The 25,202-nt window shown below is 60.2% G+C and carries 19 protein-coding genes and 2 riboswitches; of the genes, 13 read left to right on the plus strand and 6 right to left on the minus strand.

The features are described from left to right. Complete coding sequence (gene cobW, locus ACM6IK_RS02145; protein WP_414872939.1) at positions 1-1,071, minus strand: cobalamin biosynthesis protein CobW; 1,071 nt, start codon at positions 1,069-1,071, stop codon at positions 1-3. A gap of 102 nt (positions 1,072-1,173) precedes the next feature. Beyond that, positions 1,174-1,387, minus strand: a riboswitch (cobalamin riboswitch). Between the two features lie 176 nt (positions 1,388-1,563). Then, positions 1,564-1,790: riboswitch (cobalamin riboswitch) on the plus strand. Between the two features lie 120 nt (positions 1,791-1,910). On the opposite strand from cobW, the gene ACM6IK_RS02150 reads away from it, so the two are divergent. From ACM6IK_RS02150 to cobM, 4 genes are all read left to right on the plus strand, one after another. After that, positions 1,911-2,102 (plus strand): CbtB domain-containing protein, encoded by a 192-nt coding sequence (locus tag ACM6IK_RS02150; RefSeq protein WP_414872940.1) that lies wholly within the window; start codon positions 1,911-1,913, stop codon positions 2,100-2,102. Positions 2,103-2,113: 11 nt separating this feature from the next. Beyond that, on the plus strand, positions 2,114-2,821 hold the full coding sequence (locus tag ACM6IK_RS02155) for a CbtA family protein (RefSeq protein ID WP_414872941.1): 708 nt from the start codon (positions 2,114-2,116) through the stop codon (positions 2,819-2,821). Next, entirely contained in the window at positions 2,818-3,231 is a 414-nt protein-coding gene (locus ACM6IK_RS02160; protein ID WP_223460948.1) for a cobalamin biosynthesis protein, read from the plus strand. The genes ACM6IK_RS02155 and ACM6IK_RS02160 overlap by 4 nt, the downstream gene beginning before the upstream one ends. An 85-nt stretch (positions 3,232-3,316) precedes the next feature. Continuing rightward, positions 3,317-4,063, plus strand: a complete 747-nt coding sequence (gene cobM / locus ACM6IK_RS02165) for a precorrin-4 C(11)-methyltransferase (RefSeq protein WP_414872942.1) — start codon at positions 3,317-3,319, stop codon at positions 4,061-4,063. A gap of 169 nt (positions 4,064-4,232) precedes the next feature. On the opposite strand, the gene nfuA is transcribed toward cobM, so the two are convergent. Both nfuA and ACM6IK_RS02175 read right to left on the minus strand, forming a co-directional pair. Continuing rightward, entirely contained in the window at positions 4,233-4,817 is a 585-nt protein-coding gene (gene nfuA / locus ACM6IK_RS02170; RefSeq protein WP_008059275.1) for a Fe-S biogenesis protein NfuA, read from the minus strand. A 104-nt stretch (positions 4,818-4,921) separates the two neighbouring features. Then, positions 4,922-7,219 (minus strand): fatty acid cis/trans isomerase, encoded by a 2,298-nt coding sequence (locus tag ACM6IK_RS02175; RefSeq protein WP_414872943.1) that lies wholly within the window; start codon positions 7,217-7,219, stop codon positions 4,922-4,924. Between the two features lie 158 nt (positions 7,220-7,377). Here ACM6IK_RS02175 and metH point away from each other — a divergent pair, with 158 nt between their 5' ends. Both metH and ACM6IK_RS02185 read left to right on the plus strand, forming a co-directional pair. Continuing rightward, complete coding sequence (metH, locus tag ACM6IK_RS02180; RefSeq protein ID WP_414872944.1) at positions 7,378-11,088, plus strand: methionine synthase; 3,711 nt, start codon at positions 7,378-7,380, stop codon at positions 11,086-11,088. A 155-nt stretch (positions 11,089-11,243) separates the two neighbouring features. After that, entirely contained in the window at positions 11,244-11,465 is a 222-nt protein-coding gene (locus ACM6IK_RS02185) for a DUF2970 domain-containing protein (protein ID WP_095053486.1), read from the plus strand. Positions 11,466-11,471: 6 nt separating this feature from the next. Here the strand turns inward: ACM6IK_RS02185 and ACM6IK_RS02190 are convergent, their stop codons facing one another. Continuing rightward, positions 11,472-12,557 carry an ABC transporter substrate-binding protein gene (locus tag ACM6IK_RS02190; RefSeq protein WP_414872945.1) on the minus strand — a complete coding sequence of 362 codons (1,086 nt, stop codon included), beginning with the start codon at positions 12,555-12,557 and terminating at the stop codon, positions 11,472-11,474. A gap of 523 nt (positions 12,558-13,080) precedes the next feature. Between ACM6IK_RS02190 and ACM6IK_RS02195 the strand changes: the two genes are divergently transcribed. Both ACM6IK_RS02195 and ACM6IK_RS02200 read left to right on the plus strand, forming a co-directional pair. After that, entirely contained in the window at positions 13,081-14,739 is a 1,659-nt protein-coding gene (locus ACM6IK_RS02195) for a nitrite/sulfite reductase (RefSeq protein ID WP_414872946.1), read from the plus strand. Next, the gene (locus ACM6IK_RS02200; RefSeq protein WP_414872947.1) at positions 14,723-15,217 is read left to right on the plus strand and encodes a DUF934 domain-containing protein; all 495 of its coding nucleotides are present in this window, start codon (positions 14,723-14,725) and stop codon (positions 15,215-15,217) included. Before ACM6IK_RS02195 ends, ACM6IK_RS02200 begins: the two co-directional genes overlap by 17 nt. A 41-nt stretch (positions 15,218-15,258) precedes the next feature. Here ACM6IK_RS02200 and ACM6IK_RS02205 read toward each other — a convergent pair whose 3' ends face one another. Together ACM6IK_RS02205 and sohB are read right to left on the minus strand one after the other, a co-directional pair. Beyond that, positions 15,259-19,203 carry a dermonecrotic toxin domain-containing protein gene (locus ACM6IK_RS02205; RefSeq protein WP_414872948.1) on the minus strand — a complete coding sequence of 1,315 codons (3,945 nt, stop codon included), beginning with the start codon at positions 19,201-19,203 and terminating at the stop codon, positions 15,259-15,261. Positions 19,204-19,395: 192 nt separating this feature from the next. Continuing rightward, positions 19,396-20,418 (minus strand): protease SohB, encoded by a 1,023-nt coding sequence (sohB, locus tag ACM6IK_RS02210; protein WP_414872949.1) that lies wholly within the window; start codon positions 20,416-20,418, stop codon positions 19,396-19,398. 201 nt (positions 20,419-20,619) lie between these two features. Here sohB and ACM6IK_RS02215 point away from each other — a divergent pair, with 201 nt between their 5' ends. The 5 genes from ACM6IK_RS02215 (at position 20,620) to ACM6IK_RS02235 (ending at position 25,094) form a co-directional block, all read left to right on the plus strand. Beyond that, on the plus strand, positions 20,620-21,330 hold the full coding sequence (locus ACM6IK_RS02215) for a histidine phosphatase family protein (RefSeq protein WP_414872950.1): 711 nt from the start codon (positions 20,620-20,622) through the stop codon (positions 21,328-21,330). Between the two features lie 64 nt (positions 21,331-21,394). After that, a complete protein-coding gene (locus ACM6IK_RS02220) occupies positions 21,395-21,709 on the plus strand; it encodes an SCP2 sterol-binding domain-containing protein (protein WP_414872951.1) in 315 nt (104 codons plus the stop codon). Between the two features lie 193 nt (positions 21,710-21,902). Beyond that, positions 21,903-22,766 (plus strand): LysR family transcriptional regulator, encoded by an 864-nt coding sequence (locus ACM6IK_RS02225; protein WP_414872952.1) that lies wholly within the window; start codon positions 21,903-21,905, stop codon positions 22,764-22,766. Positions 22,767-22,872: 106 nt separating this feature from the next. Then, positions 22,873-24,018, plus strand: a complete 1,146-nt coding sequence (locus ACM6IK_RS02230; RefSeq protein ID WP_414872953.1) for a sterol desaturase/SRPBCC family protein — start codon at positions 22,873-22,875, stop codon at positions 24,016-24,018. Then, complete coding sequence (locus ACM6IK_RS02235) at positions 24,015-25,094, plus strand: SMP-30/gluconolactonase/LRE family protein (protein WP_115947840.1); 1,080 nt, start codon at positions 24,015-24,017, stop codon at positions 25,092-25,094. The genes ACM6IK_RS02230 and ACM6IK_RS02235 overlap by 4 nt, the downstream gene beginning before the upstream one ends. The last annotated feature ends 108 nt before the right edge of the window (positions 25,095-25,202 follow it).

A 25,202-nucleotide genomic window follows, 5' to 3' on the forward strand; every position in this document is an offset into this window, starting at 1 on the left:
TTACACGCTGAGCGCGGCGCGCAATTGCGCTTCGAGAACCGTGGCGTCCAGTTCCTGGCCGATCAACACCAAGCGGGTGATGCGTGCTTCTTCGGCGCCCCACTGGCGGTCGAAGTGTTTGTCGAAACGCGTACCCACGCCCTGGATCAGCAGGCGCATCGGTTTGTTCGGGATTGCCGCAAAACCCTTGACCCGCAGGATGCCGTGTTGGACCACCAACTGGGTCAGCGCATCCAGCAGCAGGCTTTCGTCGGCTTGCGGCAATTGGATGGAGATCGAATCGAAGGCGTCGTGATCGTGGTCATCGTGATCGTCGTCGCCATCGTGATGATGGTCATGGTGACTGTGACGGCTGTCGATGTGTTCTTCGGAGCCGGCACCCAGGCCGATCAGCACGTCCAGCGGCAGGCGGCCGCTGCTGGCTTCGACGATTTTCACCGCTGGCGGCAACTCTTCGGCGACTTCCAGGCGCACACGGGCCAGGTCAGCCGGATTGATCAGGTCGGTTTTGTTGAGGATCACCAGGTCGGCGCTGGCCAGTTGGTCGGCGAACAGCTCGTGCAGCGGCGACTCGTGGTCCAGATTCGGGTCGAGCTTGCGCTGGGCGTCGACCTGATCCGGGAAGGCGGCGAAGGTGCCGGCGGCCACGGCCGGGCTGTCGACCACGGTGATTACCGCATCCACCGTACAGGCGCTGCGGATTTCCGGCCACTGGAAGGCTTGCACCAGCGGCTTGGGCAGGGCCAGGCCGGACGTTTCAATGAGGATATGGTCGAGATCACCGCGACGGGCCACCAGTTCGCGCATCACCGGGAAGAATTCTTCCTGGACGGTGCAGCACAGGCAGCCGTTGGCCAGCTCATAGACACGGCCGTTGGCTTCTTCTTCGGTGCAACCGATGGAGCATTGCTTGAGGATTTCGCCATCAATACCCAATTCACCGAATTCGTTGACGATCACCGCGATGCGGCGACCCTGGGCGTTGTCGAGCATGTGCCGCAGCAGCGTGGTTTTGCCCGACCCGAGAAAGCCGGTGACGATGGTGACAGGGAGTTTGGCCAGTGTTTTCATCGGATGCCCTATGGCTAAGGTGGCGGGCATACGGGACGACGACCGGCAACACGGACGCGCGTGCCTGAAGAGTTCGCCACCGGATCACCCCGCCCGGTTGAAAGTGAGAATCTGTGACGAGGCAGGTCTCCTGGCTGACGATGTGCCGGCCTTGAGCCTGGCATTCGCTGCGCCTTCCCGCCGGCCTCATGGATTGAGTCAGCAGTGGCGTGGCAACGAACATCACCGTTCACAGTTGCGGGGGCAGCCGCGGCATCGACCGCGTTCCCTTCTTAGCTTCGACAAACGCCGAAGAACCTCGAAAGCGCAAGGCTACGCATGGTCTTGGGGCGGGTCAATGTCTTGTGGCAACCGCATCGGCCCCTTCGCGAGCAGGCTCGCTCCCGCAGTAGTCCGCGATCCAATGTGGGAACGAGCCTGCTCGCGAAGAAAGCGACTCGGTTTCGAGTTGAGAACCCTTGCCAATTGACGCCCAACCCCCGCCCATGCTCTCCTACGCACCTTGTTACGGGTGCCCTTCACAGGGTGAAACGGGAAACCGGTGAATCATGTGCTTTACTCTAAAGCCATGTCAGTCCGGTGCTGCCCCCGCAACGGTAAGCGAGCGAAGCGTCAGATCCACTGTGCTACTACGGCATGGGAAGGTGGCGCTTGCAGGATCAGGCAAACGCCTGCGCCCCTCGTGAGCCCGGAGACCGGCCCGTAACACAAAGTGACCAATACGGTCACCGAACCAACAAACCCGCGGTGGGCGGGCGCTGTTTGAACCTCTGCGCGCCTGGTCCCGCGGAGGTTTGCATGCGCTCTTATTCCCCGCTGACAGACCAGAGGGAAACGCCATGTCGATCATCAGCAGCACCGAACACACATCCGCGAGCACCACCTCAACCCTGACCCAACGTCTGACCGCCGCCGTCTGCGCGTCGATCCTGGGTGCGTGCCTTGTGTATTTCGCCGGTTTCTCGCACATCGAAGCGGTGCACAACGCCGCCCACGATACCCGTCACAGCTCTGCATTCCCGTGCCATTGAGCGCTGTCGACATGATCAAGCGTATTGCGCAAACCGCAGGTTTCACCGGGCTGCTGGCCGCCCTGCTGCTGACCCTGCTGCAAAGCTTCTGGGTCGCTCCGCTGATATTGCAGGCCGAGACTTACGAACAAGCCGAACCGGCCGCTGTTGAAATGCATGAGCACGCCGACGGTGCGATGGCTGCCCACACTCACGATGCGCAAGCCTGGGAGCCGGGAGACGGCTGGCAGCGCGTGCTGTCGACCACCGGCGGCAACCTGGTGGTAGCGGTCGGTTTCGCCCTGATGCTCGCCGGCCTGTATACCTTGCGTGCGCCGACCAAAACCTCCCAGGGCCTGCTCTGGGGCCTGGCCGGTTACGCGACCTTCGTGCTCGCGCCGACGCTCGGCCTGCCACCGGAATTGCCCGGCACTGCCGCAGCCGATCTGGCACAACGGCAACTGTGGTGGATCGGCACCGCCGCCTCCACCGCCGTCGGTATCGCGCTGATCATATTCAGCCGTCACTGGCTGATGAAAGTCCTCGGCGCGGCGATCCTCGCCGTTCCCCATGTGATTGGTGCACCGCAACCGGAAGTGCATTCGATGCTCGCTCCAGAGGCGCTGGAAACCCGGTTCAAAATCGCTTCGCAACTGACCAACGTAGCGTTCTGGCTGGCCCTGGGCCTGATCAGCGCCTGGTTGTTCCGTCGCAAAAGCGATGGTCAATACCACGCATGACGGATATCAGCACAGCGCCGACCCTGGTGGTCGGCCTGGGCTGCCAACGGGGCTGCCCCGTCAGCACGTTGCTGGCGCTGCTCGACCAGGCACTGGAAGCGCACCAGATTGCTCGCCATGAAATCAAGGCCCTGGCAAGCATCGATTCGAAGCGCGACGAGCCTGCGCTGATCGAACTGGCTCAGCAGCTTGGCCTGGAATTGATGTATTTCAGCAGTGAACAATTGGCCGCTTATGAACCGCAACTCAGTCATCAATCGCAAATAGCGTTTGAACGTACCGGTTGCTACGGCGTGGCGGAAAGCGCCGCCCTGGCCCTGGCGGAGCAACTGGCCCAGGCCCCGGCAAAACTGCTGATTCCACGACAAAAATATGCTCAGGCGACCCTGGCATTGGCCGGCGCGGCATAAAAAACCCGATAATCCCCACTGTTGATCATGAACACTCTTCATCTGAAGCCCTGTTCAGCCCCTTTTTCCCCCACAGGAACCGACGATGACCGTCTACTTCATTGGCGCAGGTCCCGGCGACCCCGAACTGATTACCGTCAAGGGCCAGCGGCTGATTCGCAGCTGTCCGGTGATCATTTATGCCGGCTCCCTGGTGCCTGCCGCCGTACTGGAAGGTCACCGTGCCGAACAGGTGGTCAACAGCGCCGAACTGCATCTGGAACAGATCATCGACCTGATCAGGACCGCCCACGCCAACGGTCAGGATGTGGCCCGGGTGCACTCCGGCGATCCGAGCCTTTATGGTGCAATTGGCGAGCAGATTCGCTATCTGCGTGAACTGAACATTGCGTTCGAAATCGTCCCTGGCGTAACCGCCACAGCCGCTTGCGCCGCGCTTTTGGGCGCGGAACTGACGCTGCCGGACGTTTCCCAGAGCGTGATCCTGACTCGCTACGCCGACAAGACCGCCATGCCTCCCGGAGAGGCGTTCTCCAGCCTGGCGCAGCACGGCGCGACCATGGCGATCCACTTGGGGGTCAATCACCTGGCGAAGATCGTTGAGGAACTGCTGCCCCATTACGGAGCCGATTGCCCGATTGCGGTGGTGCACCGCGCGAGCTGGCCGGATCAGGATTGGGTGGTGGGAACGCTCGAGGATATTGCCGGGAAGGTTGAAGCCAAGGGCTTTCGCCGTACGGCGTTGATTCTGGTGGGTCGGGTGCTGGGCAGTGACCACTTCAGCGAGTCATCGCTTTATCGCGCGGGGCATGCGCATCTCTACAGGCCCTGAAGCACCTGTGGCGAGGGAGCTTGCTCCCGCTGGACCGCGAAGCGGTCCCAACACCAACCAACGCATTCATCACGGGAAAATGCATTGACTGATTTTGTGATGGCTATGCCATCAAGCGGGAGCAAGCTCCCTCGCCACAGCGCCGTTTTTTGATTTCGCAGCGAACACCTTAGTAGTAGGCGTTTTCTTTCTGCGTGTGGTCGGTCACGTCGCGCACACCCTTGAGCTCGGGAATACGCTCGAGCAAGGTGCGCTCGATGCCTTCCTTCAGCGTCACGTCGGCCTGGCCGCAGCCCTGGCAACCACCGCCGAACTGCAGGACGGCGATGCCGTCTTCAACCACATCGATCAGGCTGACCTGGCCGCCATGGCTGGCCAGCCCCGGGTTGATCTCGGTTTGCAGGTAATAGTTGATGCGCTCGTTGATCGGGCTGTCGGCGTTGACCATCGGTACTTTGGCGTTTGGCGCCTTGATGGTCAGCTGACCGCCCATGCGGTCGGTGGCGTAGTCGACAACCGCATCGTCCAGGAAGGCTTCGCTGAAGTGGTCGATGTACGCGGTGAAGCTTTTCAGCCCCAGCGCGGTGTCTTCGGGTTTTTCTTCGCCCGGCTTGCAGTAGGCAATGCAGGTTTCGGCGTACTGGGTGCCAGGCTGGGTGATGAAGACGCGAATGCCGATGCCGGGGGTGTTCTGCTTGGACAGCAGATCAGCCAGATAATCGTGGGCGGCGTCAGTGATGGTAATAGCGGTCATGGAAACTCCTCGCAGGCTTGGGCGCAGTTTACGCCAATCAACGCGCCGGACAAAGTCCTAGTATTTTTGTCGGGAAAAGATTATCCACCACAACCTGTGGTGGTTCAGAGGTTCTCGTAGCGGTTCATGTCCAGCACACCCTCTTCCACCGGATCGGTTTCGTGGATGTAGCGGCTCAGGTCATGGAAATAAGCCCAGAATTGCGGATGACTGCGCCGTATCCCCCAACGTTCGACGATTTTCTCGAAGCTGTCGGTATCCTTGGCGCTTTCCATCGCATCCACAAACGCTGGCACTTGCCCGGCCGGGATGTTGAACATGAAGTTCGGATAGCTGCTGAGCACACCCGGGAAAATCGTCAGCGTGTCGAGCCCCGGCTGATAGCGTAGCGATTCGCCAAGCAGGAACGCGACGTTACTGTGGGCACGGTTGCGCAGCAGGCTGTAGACCTCACGCTTGCCGCTGCTGGTTTCGATGCGCAGCAGGGTCGCTTCCGGCAGTTGATCAATCACTTTCAACCCGGCCGCCGGACGCGAAGTCAGCCGGCTTAGCGTCTGTTCGGCACTTTGCAGGTCCGGATCGATGTTCGGCCGCGAGCAGTAGGCGCCGTCGCAGCGGTTGATCGGGTCGGGGCTGGCATTGAGATCGCCGTAACGGGCCAGTAATTGCCGGGCGAAATCCCGCTTGGGATCCTGCGAATCAAGACTCAGCGCCGTCGGCTTGTCATCGTCGATGGACTCATAGTCCAGCCACATCTTGAATTTGCCACTATTCTGATACCAGTCGTCGAGGTAGCCATCCCGGGAATCGGCGGGCATCAGGCGCAGGAAATTCTGCTCGGCACCGTTGCGGATCAGGTCGAAATACAGCCGCGTCTGGGCCTGGTGGGACACGTTGCCGAACACGTCGAAGTTCACTGCCAGTTGATAGTAGGTGCGCTCCAGCAGCGGATAGTCGAACAGCCAAAGGGTTTGCGGCACGTCGCCGATCAGGCCTTTGGTCACCGAGGCACTGTCGAAATGGCGGAAGATGCTCAGCAACGCATTGTCATTGCCCGCCCACAGGGTCGACCAGCTTGGCGCCGGCAGGTCGGCGTAGCTGTCCCGGCGCAAGGCTTCGTATTCATTACGTTTATCGCGGTAGTCGTGCCACAGGCTGAGGACACTGCCGACGTCGTCGTTCTGCCCCGGCATCGCCAGCAACGGCGTGGCCTGCCCGCGATAGTTCGGATCGGTGACATACAGATCATGCTCGGGCGCCTGGAACAGCGCCCAGAAATTATCGCGGATCACGTCGGTCGCGATCTGCCCGCGGCATACCGGGCCGCGGATAAACGTGCGTACAAAGTACTCGGCGTTATCGAGCATGAACTGATAGCGCGCCTGGGCCGGGATCGCTTCGAAGGTGGCAAACGGGTTGGCCCGGCTCTGCGGCCCGTAGCCCGGCAATGCATCGACCTGCCAGTTGCCGCTGTAGAACAGGCTCTTGACCCGCGCCAGCTTCGCCGCACTCAACGGATAGGTGATGTGGGTCTTGTGCACGATCACGCCCTGCACCGGCCACAAGCGATAGTAAAACTGCGTGCCCGGATCATCGTTCGGGCGACGGGTGTTGATCAGGTCAATCGGCTGGCCAGTCGGAGTGCGCGAACGCACCCACTGGAAGAAATGCCCAGGCTCGCCATCCTTGAAGTAGAGATGGGCAAGGAACCAATGCTCGAACAGCCAGCGCCCCACCAGGCTTTCCCGGGCACCCGGGGAATTGAGCAGGTTTTCCCACTGCACCACCTCCAAGGCTTCCTTGGCGCTGGGCGCCAGCGCCTGCTGATCAATCGGCGCCCCTGCCGCCAGCCAGCGTTGCAGCGTCTGGTACTGCTGGTCGGTCAGGCCGGTCACTGCCAGCGGCATGCCCTCCTTCGGATGCTTGGCGGCGTAGCCGTCGAACTCCGCGGGCATGGCACACATGTTTTCCCGATTCAGGCCCAGGACGATGTCTTCCGGCAGCCTGGCGTTGGGCTGCAATGGGGTTTTGTGGCCCAGTTCCAGCATCCGCGCCATCAATGCGGCCTGGCTGCCCTGGGCATCGAGCACCGAATAGAAGCCTTTTTGCTGCCAGGCCTGTTTGCCGGAGGCGTCATAGAATAGCCGGGTCGGCGCAACGGCCTGGCGGCGGTCTCCGTCGTAGACCGGGACTTTCGTCGCGCCACGTGCCGCACCCTCGCCGCTGCCCAGATTGAGCTGACAGGCGGCGTCGTTGCAGGCATGGCAGGCCACACACTTTTCAGTGAAGATCGGTTGAATATCACGGCTGTAGGAAATGGCAGGGGAAATCGCCGGACTTTGCGCCACAGCGCCCCAGCTTGAAAACAACAGCAATGTACCGATGACGAAGCGATACGACATGTCCCTGGTCCTGAATCCTGAAAAAACGCCGCGATTCTACCGGTCTCTGTCATCCTTACCAACATGAACGATATTCATGCAAAACCGAGTCATGCTCCAAAAGCACACAGGTTTGCTATCATCCCGGCCCTTCGTCATGGTCTTACCGAGTAGTCCAAATGTCCGATCGCAGCGTTCGCCTTCAAGCTCTCAAGCACGCCCTCAAAGAGCGCATCCTGATTCTCGATGGCGGTATGGGCACGATGATCCAGAGCTACAAGCTCGAGGAGCAGGATTACCGTGGCAAACGCTTCGCTGACTGGCCAAGCGATGTCAAAGGCAACAACGATCTGCTGGTACTGACTCGCCCGGACGTGATTGGCGGCATTGAAAAAGCCTACCTGGACGCCGGCGCCGACATTCTGGAAACCAACACTTTCAACGCCACCCAGATCTCCCTGGCTGACTATGGCATGCAAGGCCTGGCGTATGAGTTAAACGTAGAGGGCGCACGTCTGGCGCGCAAGGTCGCCGACGCCAAGACCCTGGAAACCCCGGACAAGCCACGCTTCGTCGCCGGCGTGCTCGGCCCTACAAGTCGCACCTGCTCGTTGTCCCCGGATGTGAACAACCCCGGCTACCGCAACGTGACCTTCGATGAACTGGTGGAAAACTACACCGAATCCACCAAGGGCCTCATCGAAGGCGGCGCCGACCTGATCCTGATCGAAACCATTTTCGACACTCTGAACGCCAAGGCTGCGATCTTCGCCGTACAAGGCGTGTTCGAAGAACTGGGCGTCGAGCTGCCGATCATGATTTCCGGCACCATCACCGACGCCTCGGGTCGCACCCTGTCCGGCCAGACCACCGAAGCGTTCTGGAACTCCGTGGCCCACGCCAAGCCGATTTCCGTTGGCCTGAACTGTGCCCTCGGCGCCCGCGAATTGCGCCCGTACCTCGAAGAGCTGTCGAACAAGGCCAACACCCACGTTTCCGCGCACCCGAACGCCGGCCTGCCGAACGAATTCGGCGAGTACGACGAACTGCCATCGGAAACCGCCAAGGTCATCGAAGAATTCGCCCAAAGCGGCTTCCTCAACATCGTCGGTGGTTGCTGCGGCACCACGCCGGGCCACATCGAAGCCATCGCCAAGGCCGTGGCCGGTTATGCGCCGCGTGAGATTCCGGACATTCCCAAGGCGTGCCGCCTTTCGGGCCTTGAGCCGTTCACCATCGATCGCAGTTCGCTGTTCGTCAACGTCGGCGAGCGCACCAACATCACCGGCTCCGCCAAGTTCGCACGCCTGATCCGCGAAGACAACTACACCGAAGCTCTGGAAGTCGCCCTGCAACAGGTCGAAGCCGGCGCCCAGGTGATCGACATCAACATGGACGAAGGCATGCTCGATTCGAAGAAGGCCATGGTGACCTTCCTCAATCTGATTGCCGGCGAACCGGACATCTCCCGCGTCCCGATCATGATCGACTCCTCCAAGTGGGAAGTGATCGAAGCCGGCCTCAAGTGCATCCAGGGCAAGGGCATCGTCAACTCGATCAGCATGAAGGAAGGCGTCGAGCAGTTCATTCACCACGCCAAGCTGTGCAAGCGCTACGGCGCCGCGGTGGTGGTAATGGCCTTCGACGAAGCCGGCCAGGCCGACACCGAAGCGCGCAAGAAGGAAATCTGCAAACGCTCCTACGACATTCTGGTCAACGAAGTGGGCTTCCCGCCGGAAGACATCATCTTCGACCCGAACATCTTCGCCGTGGCCACCGGTATCGAAGAACACAACAACTATGCTGTGGACTTCATCAACGCCTGTGCCTACATCCGCGACGAACTGCCGTACGCCCTGACCTCCGGCGGCGTGTCCAACGTGTCGTTCTCGTTCCGTGGCAACAACCCGGTGCGCGAGGCGATTCACTCGGTGTTCCTGCTGTATGCGATCCGTAACGGCCTGACCATGGGCATCGTCAACGCCGGCCAACTGGAAATCTACGACCAGATTCCGGTGGAGCTGCGCGACGCCGTCGAAGACGTGATCCTCAACCGCACCCCGGAAGGCACCGACGCCCTCCTCGCCATCGCCGACAAGTACAAGGGTGACGGCAGCGTCAAGGAAGCCGAGACCGAAGAGTGGCGCAACTGGGACGTCAACAAGCGCCTGGAGCATGCGCTGGTCAAAGGCATCACCACCCACATCGTCGAAGACACCGAAGAATCACGCCTGTCCTTCAGGCGCCCGATCGAAGTGATCGAAGGCCCGTTGATGGCCGGCATGAACATCGTCGGCGACCTGTTCGGCGCCGGCAAAATGTTCCTGCCGCAAGTGGTGAAATCCGCTCGGGTGATGAAGCAGGCCGTGGCCCATCTGATCCCGTTCATCGAACTGGAAAAAGGCGACAAGCCGGAAGCCAAGGGCAAGATCCTGATGGCCACCGTGAAAGGCGACGTGCACGACATCGGCAAGAACATCGTTGGTGTGGTGCTGGGCTGTAACGGTTATGACATCGTCGACCTCGGCGTGATGGTGCCGGCGGAAAAAATCCTGCAGGTGGCCAAGGAACAGAAATGCGACATCATCGGCCTGTCCGGCCTGATCACCCCGTCGCTGGATGAAATGGTCCACGTCGCCCGCGAAATGCAGCGTCAGGACTTCCACCTGCCGTTGATGATCGGTGGCGCGACCACCTCCAAGGCGCACACGGCGGTGAAGATCGAACCCAAGTACAGCAATGACGCGGTGATCTACGTCACCGACGCCTCCCGCGCCGTGGGCGTGGCGACGCAGTTGCTGTCCAAGGAACTCAAGGCCGGTTTCGTCGAGAAAACCCGCCAGGACTACGTCGAGGTTCGCGAGCGCACTGCCAACCGCAGTGCCCGCACCGAACGCCTGAGCTACGGCGCAGCCATCGCCAAGAAGCCGCAATTCGACTGGGCGAGCTACACGCCGGTCAAACCGACCTTCACCGGTACGCGGGTGCTGGACAACATCGACCTCAACGTTCTGGCCGAATACATCGACTGGACGCCGTTTTTCATATCCTGGGACCTGGCCGGCAAGTTCCCGCGCATCCTCCAGGACGAAGTGGTTGGTGAAGCCGCCACCTCGCTGTACAAAGATGCCAGGGAAATGCTCAGCAAACTGATCGACGAGAAACTGATCAGCGCCCGCGCGGTGTTTGGCTTCTGGCCGGCCAACCAGGTGCATGACGACGACATCGAGCTCTATGGCGATGACGGCAAGCCAATGGCCAAGCTGCACCACTTGCGTCAACAGATCATCAAGACCGACGGCAAGCCGAACTTCTCCCTGGCCGACTTCGTTGCGCCCAAAGACAGTGAAGTGACTGACTACGTGGGTGGTTTCATCACCACCGCCGGGATCGGCGCCGAAGAAGTGGCCAAGGCCTATCAGGATGCGGGCGACGATTACAACTCGATCATGGTCAAGGCCTTGGCGGACCGTCTCGCCGAGGCCTGTGCCGAGTGGCTGCACCAGCAGGTGCGTAAAGACTACTGGGGTTACGCCAAGGACGAGACGCTGGACAACGAGGCGCTGATCAAAGAGCAATACACCGGCATCCGCCCGGCTCCGGGCTACCCGGCCTGCCCGGATCACACAGAGAAAGCCCAACTGTTCGCCCTGCTCGATCCAGAAGCCCAGGAAATGCGCGCAGGCCGCAGCGGCGTGTTCCTCACCGAGCACTACGCCATGTTCCCGGCGGCAGCGGTCAGCGGCTGGTACTTCGCTCACCCGCAGGCGCAATATTTCGCCGTGGGCAAGATCGACAAGGATCAGGTGCAGAGTTACACCTCACGTAAAGGTCAGGAGTTGAGCGTGACCGAGCGTTGGTTGGCGCCGAACCTGGGTTACGACAACTAACCCCCACCCCCTGTGGGAGCGTGGCTTGCCCGCGATGAACGATGACGCGTTTTCCCTGTGAGACCGCGGCGCGTCCATCGCGGGCAAGCCACGCTCCCACAGGTTTCGGGTGTATTGTCTATGCTTACTTCTCACACACGCGTGACGAGGGATTTATGGACGATCCAGTCGACAACAACAAACCACCAACCTTCTGGCAGATGCTGCACAGCGTGCTGGCTGCCGCGTTCGGGGTACAGAGCGGGAAAAACCGGGCGCGCGACTTCACTCACGGTAAGCCGAGTCATTTCGTGATTCTGGGGATTCTGTTCACGGCAGTGTTCGCGTTGACACTGTTTGGCATCGTCAAACTGGTGGTGCACCTGGCGGGTATCTGAACCGACTCAGTGCATCAGGGCTTGCAGGCTGAACGGGTAGCGCCAGGACGTCGGCCGCCCCTTGGCCGAGAGTTTCTGGAAATCCACACCGTAATCCTGAGTGGTGCTCAACGCCAGCAATCGCTTGGCTTGTGCGTGATCGATCAGCTGCAACAACGGAATCTGCCGGTCGCGCCCACCGTACTGGCTGACATCCACCCCCTGGTCGTAGTCATGCAGCTGCACCAGCGCCCAACCACCCAGAGTGAAGTGCCCGCCCAACAGCACACTCAACCGCCCATCCAGCAGCGCCTGTAACGCGGCCGGTGAATTGTTGATGGCGCTGAACAGCACGTCCTTGCCGGGCTGGCCTCCGGTTTCGGCATAAGCCTGCATGGCGCCAAAGGCCATTTCATCGTTGGCCGACCAGACCAGCGACGTTTGCGGATAACGCTTGAACAATAACCGGGCCTGTTCATAGGCGCGCTCGCGGGTCCAGCTGCCATAGACCAACTGGCGCAACCGCACTTCAGGGTGTTCGGCCAATGCCCGCATCATGCCCTTCTCACGCTGTTGCGCAGCTGGCGTGATCTTCAGGCCGGAAAAGGCCACCAGGTCGATAACCTGACCGGGCGCGACCGGGCGATGCAGGCGAATCAGTTGCTTGAGCATCAAGTAGCCGCCCTCCTCATTGTTGGGCACCAGGCTGCCCAACCAGTCGGAGTACTTGTCCGGCTGAGCGTTGAGCAGGCGCATCTGGTCTGCGGTCAAGCCGTTGTTGACCAAAAACAGCTTCACACCGCTGCCTTGAGCCAGACGCAGGATTTCGGGCGCAACGTAAAGTTCGTTGACGAACACCAGATAGTCCGGTCGATTCGACCCTTGCAGGGCTTCGCGGGCCTGCTTGAGTGTGGTTTCAGCGTTTCGCTCGGAATACTGGATGCGCAAATCCATGCCCAGGTCCTTGGCCGCGGCCTGCATGAATTGCGAGTAACTGACCCAGAACGTCTCCTGGGTGGTCCCTGGATTGAGGAACAATACGGACGCCGCCAGGACACACTGCCCCCAGACCATACCCAGCGCCAGCACTGCACCACAGAAGAACTTCAACATTGATCGTCCGAGCCCCCGGAAATTCGCCGCGCATTATAGCCAGCGAACCTCCGTAAAACGGCGATTTTTCCGGTTTTTGTCAGACAGTCGTCGGAACCGGGCCCGGACGGGGCCGTTTACTGATGGCTGACCCAGAAAACAGCCGTCCCCACGACCAGAATGATCAGGAACAAAATGGCCCAGGCATCAACGGTGCTATCGCTTTTCCGTGCTTTGGTCGGGTTGCTCATTGCATCGCCTCTTGTCGGTTTTATCGGTGATTGCATAAAGACTCGAGCAGAGTAAAGACGACGATTGCCCGCACCACAAACAGGGGCTTTGCAACAACGATTCTCATTAGTCGATTTGGTTCTTTACATATGCTCAAACATCACTTTTACGCATAACTGCAAACTGTTATCTTGCCCCGGCTCCTAATGGAGTGCGCGGCCGTGCGCGCAGAATTGCCGAGGTTTCATCGGACGCCAGCAAGCCAAAATACGCCGCTGTTTCCGACCGGCCCAAGCCTGAGAACAGGACTTATATGTACGTATACGACGAATACGATCAGCGGATCATCGAGGACCGCGTCAAGCAGTTCCGTGATCAGACCCGACGCTATCTGGCAGGCGAGCTGAGCGAAGAAGAATTCCGCCCCCTGCGCCTGCAAAATGGCCTTTATATCCAGCGCTTCGCGCCGATGTTGCGAGTCGCCGTGCCTTACGGCCAACTGACTTCGCGCCAAGTGCGAATGATGGCCAAGATTGCCCGCGACTACGACAAGGGCTATGCCCACATCAGTACCCGGCAGAACGTGCAGTTCAACTGGCCAGCCGTGGAAGACATTCCGGACATCCTGGCTGAACTGGCCACCGTGCAGATGCACGCGATCCAGACCAGCGGCAACTGCCTGCGCAACGTCACCACCGACCAGTTTGCCGGTGTCGCCGCCGACGAACTGATCGATCCGCGCCCATGGTGCGAGATCGTGCGCCAGTGGACCACGTTCCACCCGGAATTCGCCTATCTGCCGCGCAAATTCAAGATTGCCGTCAACGGTTCGACTTCCGACCGTGCCGCCATCGAAGTCCATGACATCGGCCTTGAGCCGGTGCACAACGCCGCTGGCGAACTGGGTTTCCGCGTGCTGGTCGGCGGTGGCCTGGGCCGTACGCCGGTGGTGGGCGCGTTCATCAATGAATTCCTGCCGTGGCAAGACCTGTTGAGCTACCTCGACGCCATCCTGCGGGTCTACAACCGCTATGGCCGTCGCGACAACAAGTACAAGGCGCGGATCAAGATTCTGGTGAAAGCGCTGACACCTGAAGTCTTTGCGCAAAAAGTCGATGCGGAAATGGAACACCTGCGCGGTGGCCAGACCACGTTGACCGAAGCCGAAGTCCAGCGCGTCGCAAAACACTTCGTCGACCCGGACTACAAGGCACTGGACAACCAGACCGCCGCCCTGGCCGAACTCGACCAGCAGCACCCGGGCTTCGCCCGCTGGCGCGTGCGCAACACCCTGGCCCACAAGAAGCCGGGCTATGTAGCCGTGACCTTGTCCCTGAAGCCTACCGGCGTTGCGCCGGGCGACATCACCGACAAACAGCTCGACGCCGTGGCCGACCTGGCCGACCGTTACAGCTTCGGTCAGCTGCGTACCTCCCACGAGCAGAACATCATTTTGGCCGATGTCGAGCAGAGCCAGTTGTTCACCCTGTGGGGCGAATTGCGCGAGCAAGGTTTCGCCACGCCGAACATCGGTTTGCTGACCGACATCATCTGCTGCCCGGGCGGCGATTTCTGCTCCCTGGCCAACGCCAAGTCGATCCCGATCGCCGAATCGATCCAGCGCCGTTTCGACGACCTGGACTACCTGTTCGACATCGGCGAACTGGACCTGAACATCTCCGGTTGCATGAACGCCTGTGGTCACCACCACGTCGGCCACATCGGCATCCTGGGGGTGGACAAGAAAGGCGAAGAGTTCTATCAGGTTTCCCTCGGCGGCAGCGCCAGCCGTGACGCCAGCCTGGGCAAGATCCTCGGCCCGTCCTTTGCCCAGGAAGCCATGCCTGACGTGATCGAAAAGCTGATCGACGTGTACATCGAACAACGTACCGAAGACGAACGCTTCATCGACACCTATCAGCGTATTGGTATCGACCTCTTCAAGGAGCGTGTCTATGCAGCGAATCATTAAGAACAACGAGGTCGTCGACGAGACCTGGCACCTGCTGCCCAAGGACTTCAACATCGACGAAATCACCAACTGCGACGACTACATCGTTCCGTTGCAGCTGTGGCGCGAACACAGCCGCATGCTCCTGGCCCGCGACGGCGGTCTGGGCATCTGGCTGGACGCCGATGAAGAAGCCGAGGAAATCGGTGACGACGTGGCGCAGTTCCAGGTCATCGCCCTGAACTTCCCGGCCTTCACCGATGGCCGCAACTACTCCAACGCCCGCCTGCTGCGTGACCGTTACGGTTTCAAGGGCGAGTTGCGGGCCATTGGCGACGTACTGCGTGACCAGTTGTTCTACATGCATCGCTGTGGTTTCGACGCGTTTGCCATTCGCGCCGACAAAGACCCGCACGAAGCCCTTGAAGGTCTCAAGGACTTCTCGGTGACCTACCAGGCCGCTACCGACGAACCGTTGCCGCTGTTCCGTCGCCGTTGATGTGCAGGCCTTGAACCCTTTACGGGGTTCAAGGCCATCTTCTAGGCCTGTTCGGTGATCACCGGAAACGGCCGCCCCATCGTTACCCAATCGCGGTAAAGCCTGGCCCGATCTTCCAGCGCGGTGAAAATTCCCAGCGGATTTTCAGCATCGATCGCTGCGCCTTCGACAAACCGGTTCAGCCAGCCCCACAACTCGTCCGACGCCTGCGCCTCGCTCAACAATCGCCAGACTCTCGCTTGCAATACCAGATAATCGACCTGAAACTCCGCCGTCAGGCTGAGCCCGTCGATGACCCTCAGTAAACGATCGCCTGACGGTTGGACCGCCAATTGCTGCCAAATCGTTCGCCTGGCTTGCCGCAGTGCTTCGTCACCCTCCCGCAACCACGCATCCGGATTGCCATAGCCGGCTCCCGGCGTACTCAACCACAGGTTGATCCCGGTGCGCTGCCGATGATCGACCAAGCGCCGCAACGTGTCCTCGTCCGTCAGCGGGTTACCCCAGAGCCTCACCCGATCCCGTGCGACGGCCTGGCTCAGCACCGCTGGCGGAACCCGGGTGATTCGGTTATCGCTCAGGTCCAGCGTCATCAGGTAGGGCTCGTCCCGAATTCCGATCGGGCATGTGCCGATCCCTGTGCGCCTCAAGTTCACCTGACGCAGTTCGTTCATCCCTAGCAACACCGGCGCAACCCCCAAGGGGTTTCCACTTAAATCCAGTGATTGCAAGTTGACCAGGTCACACAGTTGCGACGCCGTGTTCTCCCTGAATTGCAGAAATGTGGCGTTCAGATTCAGCGTCGTGAGATGGCGCATTCGCGCAATCGCCGGCGGCAGAACACCGCCCTCCAGCTCCCCTGTTGCATCAGGCAGCCGCAGATCGACTCTTTCCAGATTCAAGACGCGCAGATTGGGGAACGATTCGAGGAAGCCGTTCAAACTCTCACGTTCGATCAGATGGAATCCGCGCATCGACAGTTCGACCACCTCGTTGAACCTGACGCTCATGACCGGCAAGCGGTGATAGTCCTCGAAGTTCAGATCCAGTTTGTATCCCGTTAACGTCTCCCCGGAATACAGACGATTGGCCTGCGGCGGGCACTTTCGCCAGATTGACACCAACTCGTCAGCCAGTTCCATCCGGGTCTCGCGCTCGTACTCCATCGTGTGCTGCAGCAGCGCGACGTTATGCTCCGCGATTTGCGCATGATTCATGCCCGCGGCGGCGTCGTCGTCAGCAGCCAGAAAGTCGATGTCCATGTCATCGAGATCCTGCAGGGCCTGGTCGATCCACCCCGTCAGATCCGTACTCAATTGTTCAAATTGTTGCTTCAATCCATCGAGCTGCGACTGAACGCTTTCTCCGGCCTGTTGCAGCCATTCATCGGCCTGCGCGTTGCCGAAGTCAGGATAGAGGTCCCTGACTTGCAGCCTCAGCATTTCGTGGGTCAGCGCTGCGGCCTGCGGGGTCGTCGGGAAGCCGCCGCCCCTCAAGCCTTGCATTTCGAAGGGTAGCCCGCCGTCCATTCTGCCCAGACCCAGGCCGAACTCGGCGCGTGATAGCGCACGGTCACGAAGATTGAGCCTCAGTTCGCTGGCCGGGTTCAGCGACAGCAACTGCAGCGCCGCACGCTCGTCCTCGGACAATGCACCGATGACAGCCCCGTAAAAATCTGTATGCAAGAGGGTTTGGGTGGGTATGTCGAAGTATTGATAATGGTTGCCGACTTTGATCAAGCGTCGACAATAAGCGGCGTCGAGGGAACCGCAACGATCCAGTACCCGGCCTTGCGGCGAGCCGTCGAGCACCTCGATTCGCAGGTTTTTCGGCCATCCAGGCAGGTTCCTCAGTGAGTGCAAAGCCAGCATGTCCGAATCGGAATGGGCCACCGACCGCAGATAAAGGCCTTCGTAAGCACGGGTGAGGCGCACATGCCGCTGGTACTGACGGGCTTTACTATCCAACTGCCTGAATACTTCCCTGGCCTGGAGCGCATCCGGCGTCGCCGTCAGTTCTACTCCATAGCGATCGAGCATCTGCTCTACCGCACTTTTCGGCAGGCCGGGATATTGCTGTTGAAACAATCGGACCCATTCATGATCCGTATTTTGCAGTGCCTGATAACGACTGTTGAACAACTCCACTCGCCTGGCTTCGACCGCAGATGCCGCATCAGCCTGGGTTTTATCGATGACTTGCACGACTTCCTGATCGATCCTGAACCGACTGATGGTGTCGGCCAACACGGGAGTAGGTCGACGACCGGCCTGGATCATCCGCAGCATGTCTTCATCGACGTCGCTGACCTTGCCGATCTGCAGCAGGACTTCATCGCTGAAAGCGTCCACCGGGGCGCCTATCCCTCGCAGCAGGCTCAGACGGCTCGGTATCCGCGTGAGCGGTTCCGGGGCAGCGATATGAGCGGACGGATCACCCGCCGGTCTGTCGCCGGGTTGCACATTGGGCTCGCCAGTCTCGTGCCCGGTCCTGGTCAGCGCGGCGACCTCGGCGCCTTCGCGTTCTAACGAAGCGACAGCCCCGACCAGCGGCAATGCATTGAGCAAGCCGAACACCGTTCGCGTCACGCCTTCGGAACGCTCACGGGCTGTTGGCCCCTCGACGGCCTCATCCAGACCGTAACCGGCATCAATAAGCCCGGCCAGCACCAACAATCCCTCACCTCCAGGCACAAACAACGCCAGTGGTCCGAACCGGTTGATCCATTGCACGATCGGTTCGACGAAAGCACTCAGATTGTCACGGTTGACCTGAGCATCGTCGCGGATGGTCTTGATGCTGTCCCGGGCAGCCTGCTTCATGGAACTCACCAACTGCGCAAAAGGGTCGGTTGCGCTGGGAGACCGATCAAACTCGATGTAGTCGCCCGGATCCCAATAGCCATCATTGTTGAAGAACCCGGCATTCTTCGTCAGCCTATGTACTTTTGGATAAATCGCCATGCCCTCCAGCGCGGTCAGTACACCCGCATGAAAGGTGCCGTCCTCGCGATCCTCTTCGGTGAAGTGAGCCGCCAACGCATGTTTCGTATCGGCGCTCCCGCCCTGAGTCACGATCCATTGGCGCAACTGCCGACTGTCGGTGAATTCGTGCAATGGCGAAGAATTGCCGGGGATGTACAGCAACACCCTGGAGCCTGACCGCTCTTGAAAGCACCAGATATCCGTCGCTGTATAACGGTACAGTTTCAACCGACTCGCCTCGACACCCGGGGGCAATTTTGTCGGCGCTTGCAATTGCTGGATCGTCAACGCTTCCCAGGTCTGCGTGGCGGACAACCCAGCGGCTTGCATGGCAAGTTCCAGCCCCTTTCGCGACAGGCACCGTTCTTGATATTGCAGGCGGGCCGCCATGACAAAAGCGGTCTTGACCGATGTCCTCAGGGCATAAGGACCGGGAGCCGTGATGACCGCGTTCGACGGCCAGGCCTGATCGAGATAAGCCCGGTATCGATCAGAAAGAAACAACCCCCAGACCCACTGCTTGAAATCGGCAGGCCGTAGATTGATTTGCGTGTGCGGACCATAGGATTGCGGAACCGTTGTGCGGTAAATGCCTTCATAGGTGTCGTGGTTGCCGCTGCCCACATAAGCGAACTCATCGACCTTCTCGACAATGCGCACCGACGGCCCGATGTCGGGCGGTGTGTACAGACCAAACACCGTTTCGCCGAAGCGCCCGTCGCCCACCGTCTGAAAATTGCCAAGCAGGGCCTGGATCAGGGTGCGGGAACTCCCCACCTGCCCCTGATGGATACCGTTCTCTGGAGGATGCCCATGGTAGTTATAGTCAAGTGTCACCAGCAGGGCTGTCTGCGGATCAATGTCGGCGCCCCACTTTTCCTTGATCAAGCGCTCGCCAAACTGAGCGGGAGTTTGCGGTAGTGCGGTCTCCACCGCGGCCTTCAGCTCGTTGCGCATCAGGACATTGGGTGTAGGGGCATCGCCATGGGCGTGATCATTCATGTGCATTCCATTGCAAACTATTGTGAATCACCAGAATAACCAGCGACGACTCAAGCGTAAGTCGGAAGGGTCGGCTGATCAGTTAGGACGTTTCGCGGCGGCCACGGGAAAATGACAAATCTGAAATTCCGGGCGAAAAAAAACCGCGGAAAGTCCGCGGTTTGATTTTTTTTGCAGACGCCCGCTAAAGACTTACCAGAAGCGTTGCTCGGTCAAGCGGCTCCACCAGCTCAGCAGCACGCGATCGACCGAGCCGCTCGCGGCCATGCCAATGCGCTCTGGCAGGCTTTTGCGTTCGGTGTAATGCAAGTGATAGAGCTCGGACTGCCTGGCGCGCTCGGCGAGGTATTCATCGCTGGTCTTGAGTTCGTCGACCAGGTGCTTTTCCAGCGCTGCGACGCCGAGCCAGATTTCGCCGGTGGCCACTTCATCGATTGCCAGCTGCGGGCGATAGCGCGACACGAAGTTCTTGAACAGTTGATGGGTGATGTCCAGATCCTGCAGGAACTTCTCCCGCCCCTTCTCGGTGTTTTCACCAAACACGGTCAGGGTGCGCTTGTATTCACCGGCGGTCAGCACTTCGAAATCGATGTCGTGCTTTTTCAGCAGGCGATTGACGTTGGGCAACTGCGCCACCACGCCAATCGAGCCGAGGATCGCGAAGGGTGCACTGATGATCTTCTGGCCGATGCACGCCATCATGTAGCCGCCACTGGCCGCGACCTTGTCGATGCACACGGTCAAGGGCACGCCGGCTTCGCGGATGCGCGCCAGTTGCGAAGAAGCCAGGCCGTAGCTGTGAACCATGCCGCCGCCGCTTTCCAGGCGCAGCACCACTTCGTCCTTCGGTGTGGCGAGGGTCAGCAAGGCCGTGATTTCGTGGCGCAGGCTTTCGGTGGCCGAAGCCTTGATATCGCCGTTGAAATCCAGCACGAACACCCGGGGTTTGGCTTCGGTTTTTTTCTTCTGTTTCTTGTCGTTTTTAGCCTGCGTCTTGCGCAGGGCCTTGAGCTGATCCTTGTCGAGCAAGGTTTGCTCCAGTCGCTCGCGCAGCCCTTTGTAGAAATCATTGAGCTTGCTGACCTGCAACTGGCCGGCGGATTTGCGTCGACCTTTGCTGCGCAAGGCCGCAAAACTGGCCAGGACCACCAGAATGGCGATCACCAGGGTCACGGTCTTGGCCAGGAAAACGGCGTACTCGGAAAAAAACTCCACAGGGACTCCTTAAACGTTGCGCGGCATGCAAGCGCGCGGGATACCACCAGCATACCCATGCGCCGCCCTTGCGACCAGCCGTGAAACCTCTGGCAACAGGCCTGTAACGGGCATTTCAAACAAGCGTATGTTTTTTCATTGACAGTGCACCGCCATCCTCATAACCTCGCCAAACCTTCAGCGCACCGGGATGACGCGGACGTGGGCAGCATCTATCTGATTCGACATGGCCAGGCCTCTTTTGGTGCGGACGACTACGACGTCCTGTCGCCGACCGGCATTCGACAGGCTGAAATCCTTGGCCGGCACCTGGCCGAACTCGGCATCGGCTTCGACCGTTGCCTGGCGGGCGACCTGCGCCGCCAGCAGCACACGGCCAACAGCGCGCTGGAACAGTTCGCCGCGGTAGGCCTGCCGGTGCCGCTCCTGGAAACCGATTCCGCCTTCAACGAGTTCGACGCCGATGCGGTGATCCGCGCGCTGTTGCCGGCCATGCTGCCGGACGAACCCGAAGCCCTGAACATCCTGCGCAACGCCGCGCAAAACCGTGGTGAGTTCCAGCGTATCTTCGCCCTGATCATCGAACGCTGGCTGGCCGGCACCTACGATACACCGGGCCTGGAAAGCTGGCTGGGCTTTGTCGAGCGGGTCCAGGCAGGCTTGCACCGCATCCTCGACCAGGCCGACAACACCCAGAAAATCGCCGTGTTCACGTCCGGCGGCACCATCACTGCCCTGCTCCATCTGATTACGCAAATGCCTGCCCGGCAGGCCTTTGAATTGAACTGGCAAATCGTCAACACCTCGCTCAACCAGCTTAAGTTTCGCGGTCGCGAGGTGGCCCTGGCTTCCTTCAACGCTCATGCGCACCTGCAACTGTTGAAGGCCCCGGAACTCATCACGTTTCGCTGAGTCCGGACTATTGTGACCCTGGCTGTAATCACCCAGCTCTTATTACCCAAGAAAGGATCGAACCATGACCTCCGTAGCTGATGCCGTACAAGCAATGAAAGCCAAGTTCAACCCAGCCGCTGCTGCCGGTCTGGACCTGGTCTTCGGTTTCCGCATCGACGACACCAAGAACTTCTCGCTGATCGTCAAGGACCAGACCTGCGAGCTGCAGGAAGGCGAGAACCCGGACGCCCAGGTGACCCTGGTGATGGACGGCGAAACCCTGAAAGGCATCGTCGACGGTTCGACTGACGGCATGCAAGCGTTCATGGGCGGCAAACTGCGCGCTGAAGGCGACATGATGCTGGCGATGAAACTGTCCGAGCTGTTCCCGTCGTAAGCACCTGGCTCCCGGGCTTCGGGAGCGTGCAAGGTCGCAAACGAATCCCGCCCTTAGTGGCGGGATTCGTCGTTTTTGCTGGCCATTAGATGAACTCTGTGGCGAGGGGGCTTGGCGGGTCGCCACAGGGTATGAGTGGTGCCAGTGAGGTACCTGCTCTTACAATGTCGGCACTTTCCACACCGGCCGCCCCATGGACATCGACCTCGCCCGCACCTTCCTCGAAATCGTTCGCCACGGCAGCCTGGCCGCAGCTGCCGAGAAGCTCCATGTCACCCAGACCGCGATCACCGCGCGGGTGCAGAAACTTGAAAGCCAACTGGGCAGTACCCTGTTCGTGCGCAACCGCGCCGGAGCCCGCCTGACGCCCAACGGTGAAGCCTTCGTGGTGTACGCCAATCAACTGGTGCAAACCTGGGAAGCCGCGCGGCGTGATCTGCCATTACCCGAGGGTTATCGCGATGTGCTGCACATCGGCGGCGAAGTGAGTCTGTGTAACCCGCTGATGCTCGGTTGGGCCGGCGAAATCCGTAAAAACATCCCCAGCCACGCCTTGCGCATGGAAATCCGTGACGGTGAAAACCTGCTGCATCAACTGGAGTTGGGCGTTCTGGATGCCGCGCTGGTGTATCAGCCCGAGTATTGGCCGCGTTTACAGGTCGAGCAGATTCTCGAAGAAAAGCTGATTCTCGTGCGCCTTGCCGGCAAGCCAGATCCTTATGTGTACATCGATTGGGGCGCTGACTTCCGGCGCCAGCACGACGCCGCCCTGCCGGAAAAAGCCAAGGCTGCGCTGAGTTTCAATCTTGGCCCGCTGGGCCTGCAGTACCTTCTCGAAAACGGCGGCAGCGGCTACTTCCGCACCCGCGTCGTGCAGAGTTATCTGGATAGTGGCGCCCTGGAACGGGTGCCCAAGGCGCCGGAATTCAACTACCCGACCTATCTGGTCTATTCGCGCGATCGTGACTCGCCGACACTGCAACGCGCCTTCGACCTGCTGCGCAAGGTTATCGATTCCGACGAAGACTGGTCGCAACGCTGGGACCCGCTGACTTGAGACCGGTTTGCACCGGATCATGGCCGTTGTGGCCTCAAGGTTCGGCCGTCAAATCACCGGGACCGGCTAATCTGAAAAGATCCAGCAATAACGACAGGTGATTGCAGTGAGGCAGACCACCGAAGGATTCCGCAGCCGTTACCGTGCCGACATTCATCCGCTCTACAATCCCTGGCTGCACGGCGCGTTTGTCCTGGTGTTCGGGGTACTGGCGATCAGCGTCTTCTGGAGCAACGTACATCAGGTGCGGCCAGCAGAATGGCTGGCGGTGCCCGTCACGCTGCTGTTGTTCAACCTCGGCGTGTACAGGGTGCATCGCCACCTGGGGCATCATAAAAAGACCTTCGCCCGGCTGTTTTATGCCCGTCACGCCGTCGACCACCACAGCTTTTTCACCCCCGGTCACATGACCTACGACAGCGCCCGCGACTGGCGGGTGATCCTGTTTCCGGCGTGGCTGATCGTGCTGCACACCTTCGCCGTCGCCCTGCCCCTCTGGTGGCTGCTCAAGCCCATCAATACCAACGTCGCCGGATTGGTCGGCGGCCTTCTTGTCCTCGGTTACCTGGCTTATGAAGTGTTTCATGCCTGCGAGCACCTGCCGTCGCGCAACCCGGTCACACGACTGCCGTGGATCCGCCAGATGCGCCGGCTGCACGAACTGCATCACCGCCGCGAACTGATGCAGGAGCGTAATTTCAACATCGTTTTCCCGCTGATGGACTACCTGTTCGGCACCCTCTATTGGGAGCCGGAACCTGCGCCGTTAAACACGACGAGAACGCCCATGACCCGCATGCAGCATCAGATTGTCATTGCCGGAAACCCGATCGATGTACTGGCCTACGCCAGCACCGTGACCCTTTGGCCGCAATGGCATCCGTCGTCGCTGCATATCGATGGGCCGAAAGGCCCGTTGCATGCCGGCGCACGTTTCGAAGAGGACATCCGCGCTGGTGGCCGTGACGGGCACTTGCGCTGGGAGGTGGCGGAGTACCTGCCCGGACGGCGCTGGAGTGCGTGCGCACAGGGGGATCATGGCCTGTCGCTGGTGGTGACCTATGAATGCGATGCCGAGGGCAACGACACACGTTTCGTCCGCACCCTGGAGTATCAATTCAGCGGTCTGGCGATGCGGATTGCCAACCGGTTGTTGCTCAAGCGGCGCATCGATCGGGAATCGGCGGCGTCGATGCGGGCATTGCGCGACATGGCGCCGAAATACCTGACGGCGACAGGGGTCAGCGCGTGAGCAGAGCCTTCAAATGCCTGTTACTGATCATCTTCGTCATCGGCGCCTTCCTGCTGCTGATGCCGACCAAGGTGCGACCGGTGGCCTGGGCTCCACAACTTGCGCCATCCCTCTCCAGCGGAATCTACGCGGACAATCAGCGGCTCAAGGGGGTGGAACGCGTCGGTGCCGCCGACATCGACGGGCCGGAAGCCTTGTTGCTGGAAAACGACACACTCATTACCGGTCTGCACGACGGTCGTCTGATCCTCACGAGCCTGGACGGCAAGACCACCAAAGTCCTGGCCGATACCGGAGGCCGGCCATTGGGTCTGGCCCGTCATCCCAATGGTCTGCTGGTGATCGCCGATGCCGTCAAAGGCTTGTTGGCCCTCGACGCCCAGGGGCGCCTGGTGGCCTTGAGCACAGAGGCCGACGGCGTTCCCTTCGGCTTTACCGACGATGTGACCATCGACAAACCCGGTCACTACGCCTATTTCAGCGATGCTTCGAGCCGCTTTGGCTATGGCCACGACGGTGAGGCCGTAATCGAACATGGTGGTGGCGGTCGCCTGCTGCGTTACGACTTCCAGACCGGCAAAACGTCGGTTGTGCTGGATAAGCTGGAGTTTGCCAACGGCGTGACCCTGGGGCCGGACGATGCTTATGTACTGGTCAATGAAACCGGCGCCTACCGCATCAGCCGTTACTGGCTCAGCGGCCCCAAGGCCGGCACCCATGACCTGTTCATCGACAACCTGCCGGGGCTGCCGGACAACCTGTCGTTCAATGGCCGCGACCGGTTCTGGGTGGCGCTGTATGCCCCCCGAAACGCTTTGCTCGATGGCACGGCGGCCCATCCGTTCGTGCGCAAGATGATCGTGCGAGCCATGACCGTATTGCCCAGGCCCGTGGAAAAACGCGGGTTTGCCCTGGGCCTGGACCTTGAAGGCAAGGTGATCGCCAACCTGCAGGACGGCAGCAGCGACAACTACTCGCCCATCACCACGGTACGCGAGTATGGAGACTGGCTGTATTTCGGTTCGCTGAAAGCGCAGAACATGGTGCGGTTGCCTTTGAGCAAGGCATTGCAATAAGCAGCCTCTTTTTCTGAATTCACTGAAGAACTACTGTGGGAGCGAGCCTGCTCGCGAAGACGTCAGCACATTCAACATCGACATTGACTGTCAGGCCCTCTTCGCGAG

Source organism: Pseudomonas sp. IT-196MI5 (assembly GCF_949767415.1).
Taxonomy (GTDB): Bacteria; Pseudomonadota; Gammaproteobacteria; order Pseudomonadales; family Pseudomonadaceae; genus Aquipseudomonas.

Excerpts from the sequence above, each read along its gene's own strand:
- cobW (WP_414872939.1), bottom strand. The coding sequence starts at position 1,071 with ATGAAAACACTGGCCAAACTCCCTGTCACCATCGTCACCGGCTTTCTC.
- ACM6IK_RS02150 (WP_414872940.1), top strand. The coding sequence starts at position 1,911 with ATGTCGATCATCAGCAGCACCGAACACACATCCGCGAGCACCACCTCA.
- ACM6IK_RS02155 (WP_414872941.1), top strand. The coding sequence starts at position 2,114 with ATGATCAAGCGTATTGCGCAAACCGCAGGTTTCACCGGGCTGCTGGCC.
- ACM6IK_RS02160 (WP_223460948.1), top strand. The coding sequence starts at position 2,818 with ATGACGGATATCAGCACAGCGCCGACCCTGGTGGTCGGCCTGGGCTGC.
- cobM (WP_414872942.1), top strand. The coding sequence starts at position 3,317 with ATGACCGTCTACTTCATTGGCGCAGGTCCCGGCGACCCCGAACTGATT.
- nfuA (WP_008059275.1), bottom strand. The coding sequence starts at position 4,817 with ATGACCGCTATTACCATCACTGACGCCGCCCACGATTATCTGGCTGAT.
- ACM6IK_RS02175 (WP_414872943.1), bottom strand. The coding sequence starts at position 7,219 with ATGTCGTATCGCTTCGTCATCGGTACATTGCTGTTGTTTTCAAGCTGG.
- metH (WP_414872944.1), top strand. The coding sequence starts at position 7,378 with ATGTCCGATCGCAGCGTTCGCCTTCAAGCTCTCAAGCACGCCCTCAAA.
- ACM6IK_RS02185 (WP_095053486.1), top strand. The coding sequence starts at position 11,244 with ATGGACGATCCAGTCGACAACAACAAACCACCAACCTTCTGGCAGATG.
- ACM6IK_RS02190 (WP_414872945.1), bottom strand. The coding sequence starts at position 12,557 with ATGTTGAAGTTCTTCTGTGGTGCAGTGCTGGCGCTGGGTATGGTCTGG.
- ACM6IK_RS02195 (WP_414872946.1), top strand. The coding sequence starts at position 13,081 with ATGTACGTATACGACGAATACGATCAGCGGATCATCGAGGACCGCGTC.
- ACM6IK_RS02200 (WP_414872947.1), top strand. The coding sequence starts at position 14,723 with ATGCAGCGAATCATTAAGAACAACGAGGTCGTCGACGAGACCTGGCAC.
- ACM6IK_RS02205 (WP_414872948.1), bottom strand. The coding sequence starts at position 19,203 with ATGAATGATCACGCCCATGGCGATGCCCCTACACCCAATGTCCTGATG.
- ACM6IK_RS02220 (WP_414872951.1), top strand. The coding sequence starts at position 21,395 with ATGACCTCCGTAGCTGATGCCGTACAAGCAATGAAAGCCAAGTTCAAC.
- ACM6IK_RS02225 (WP_414872952.1), top strand. The coding sequence starts at position 21,903 with ATGGACATCGACCTCGCCCGCACCTTCCTCGAAATCGTTCGCCACGGC.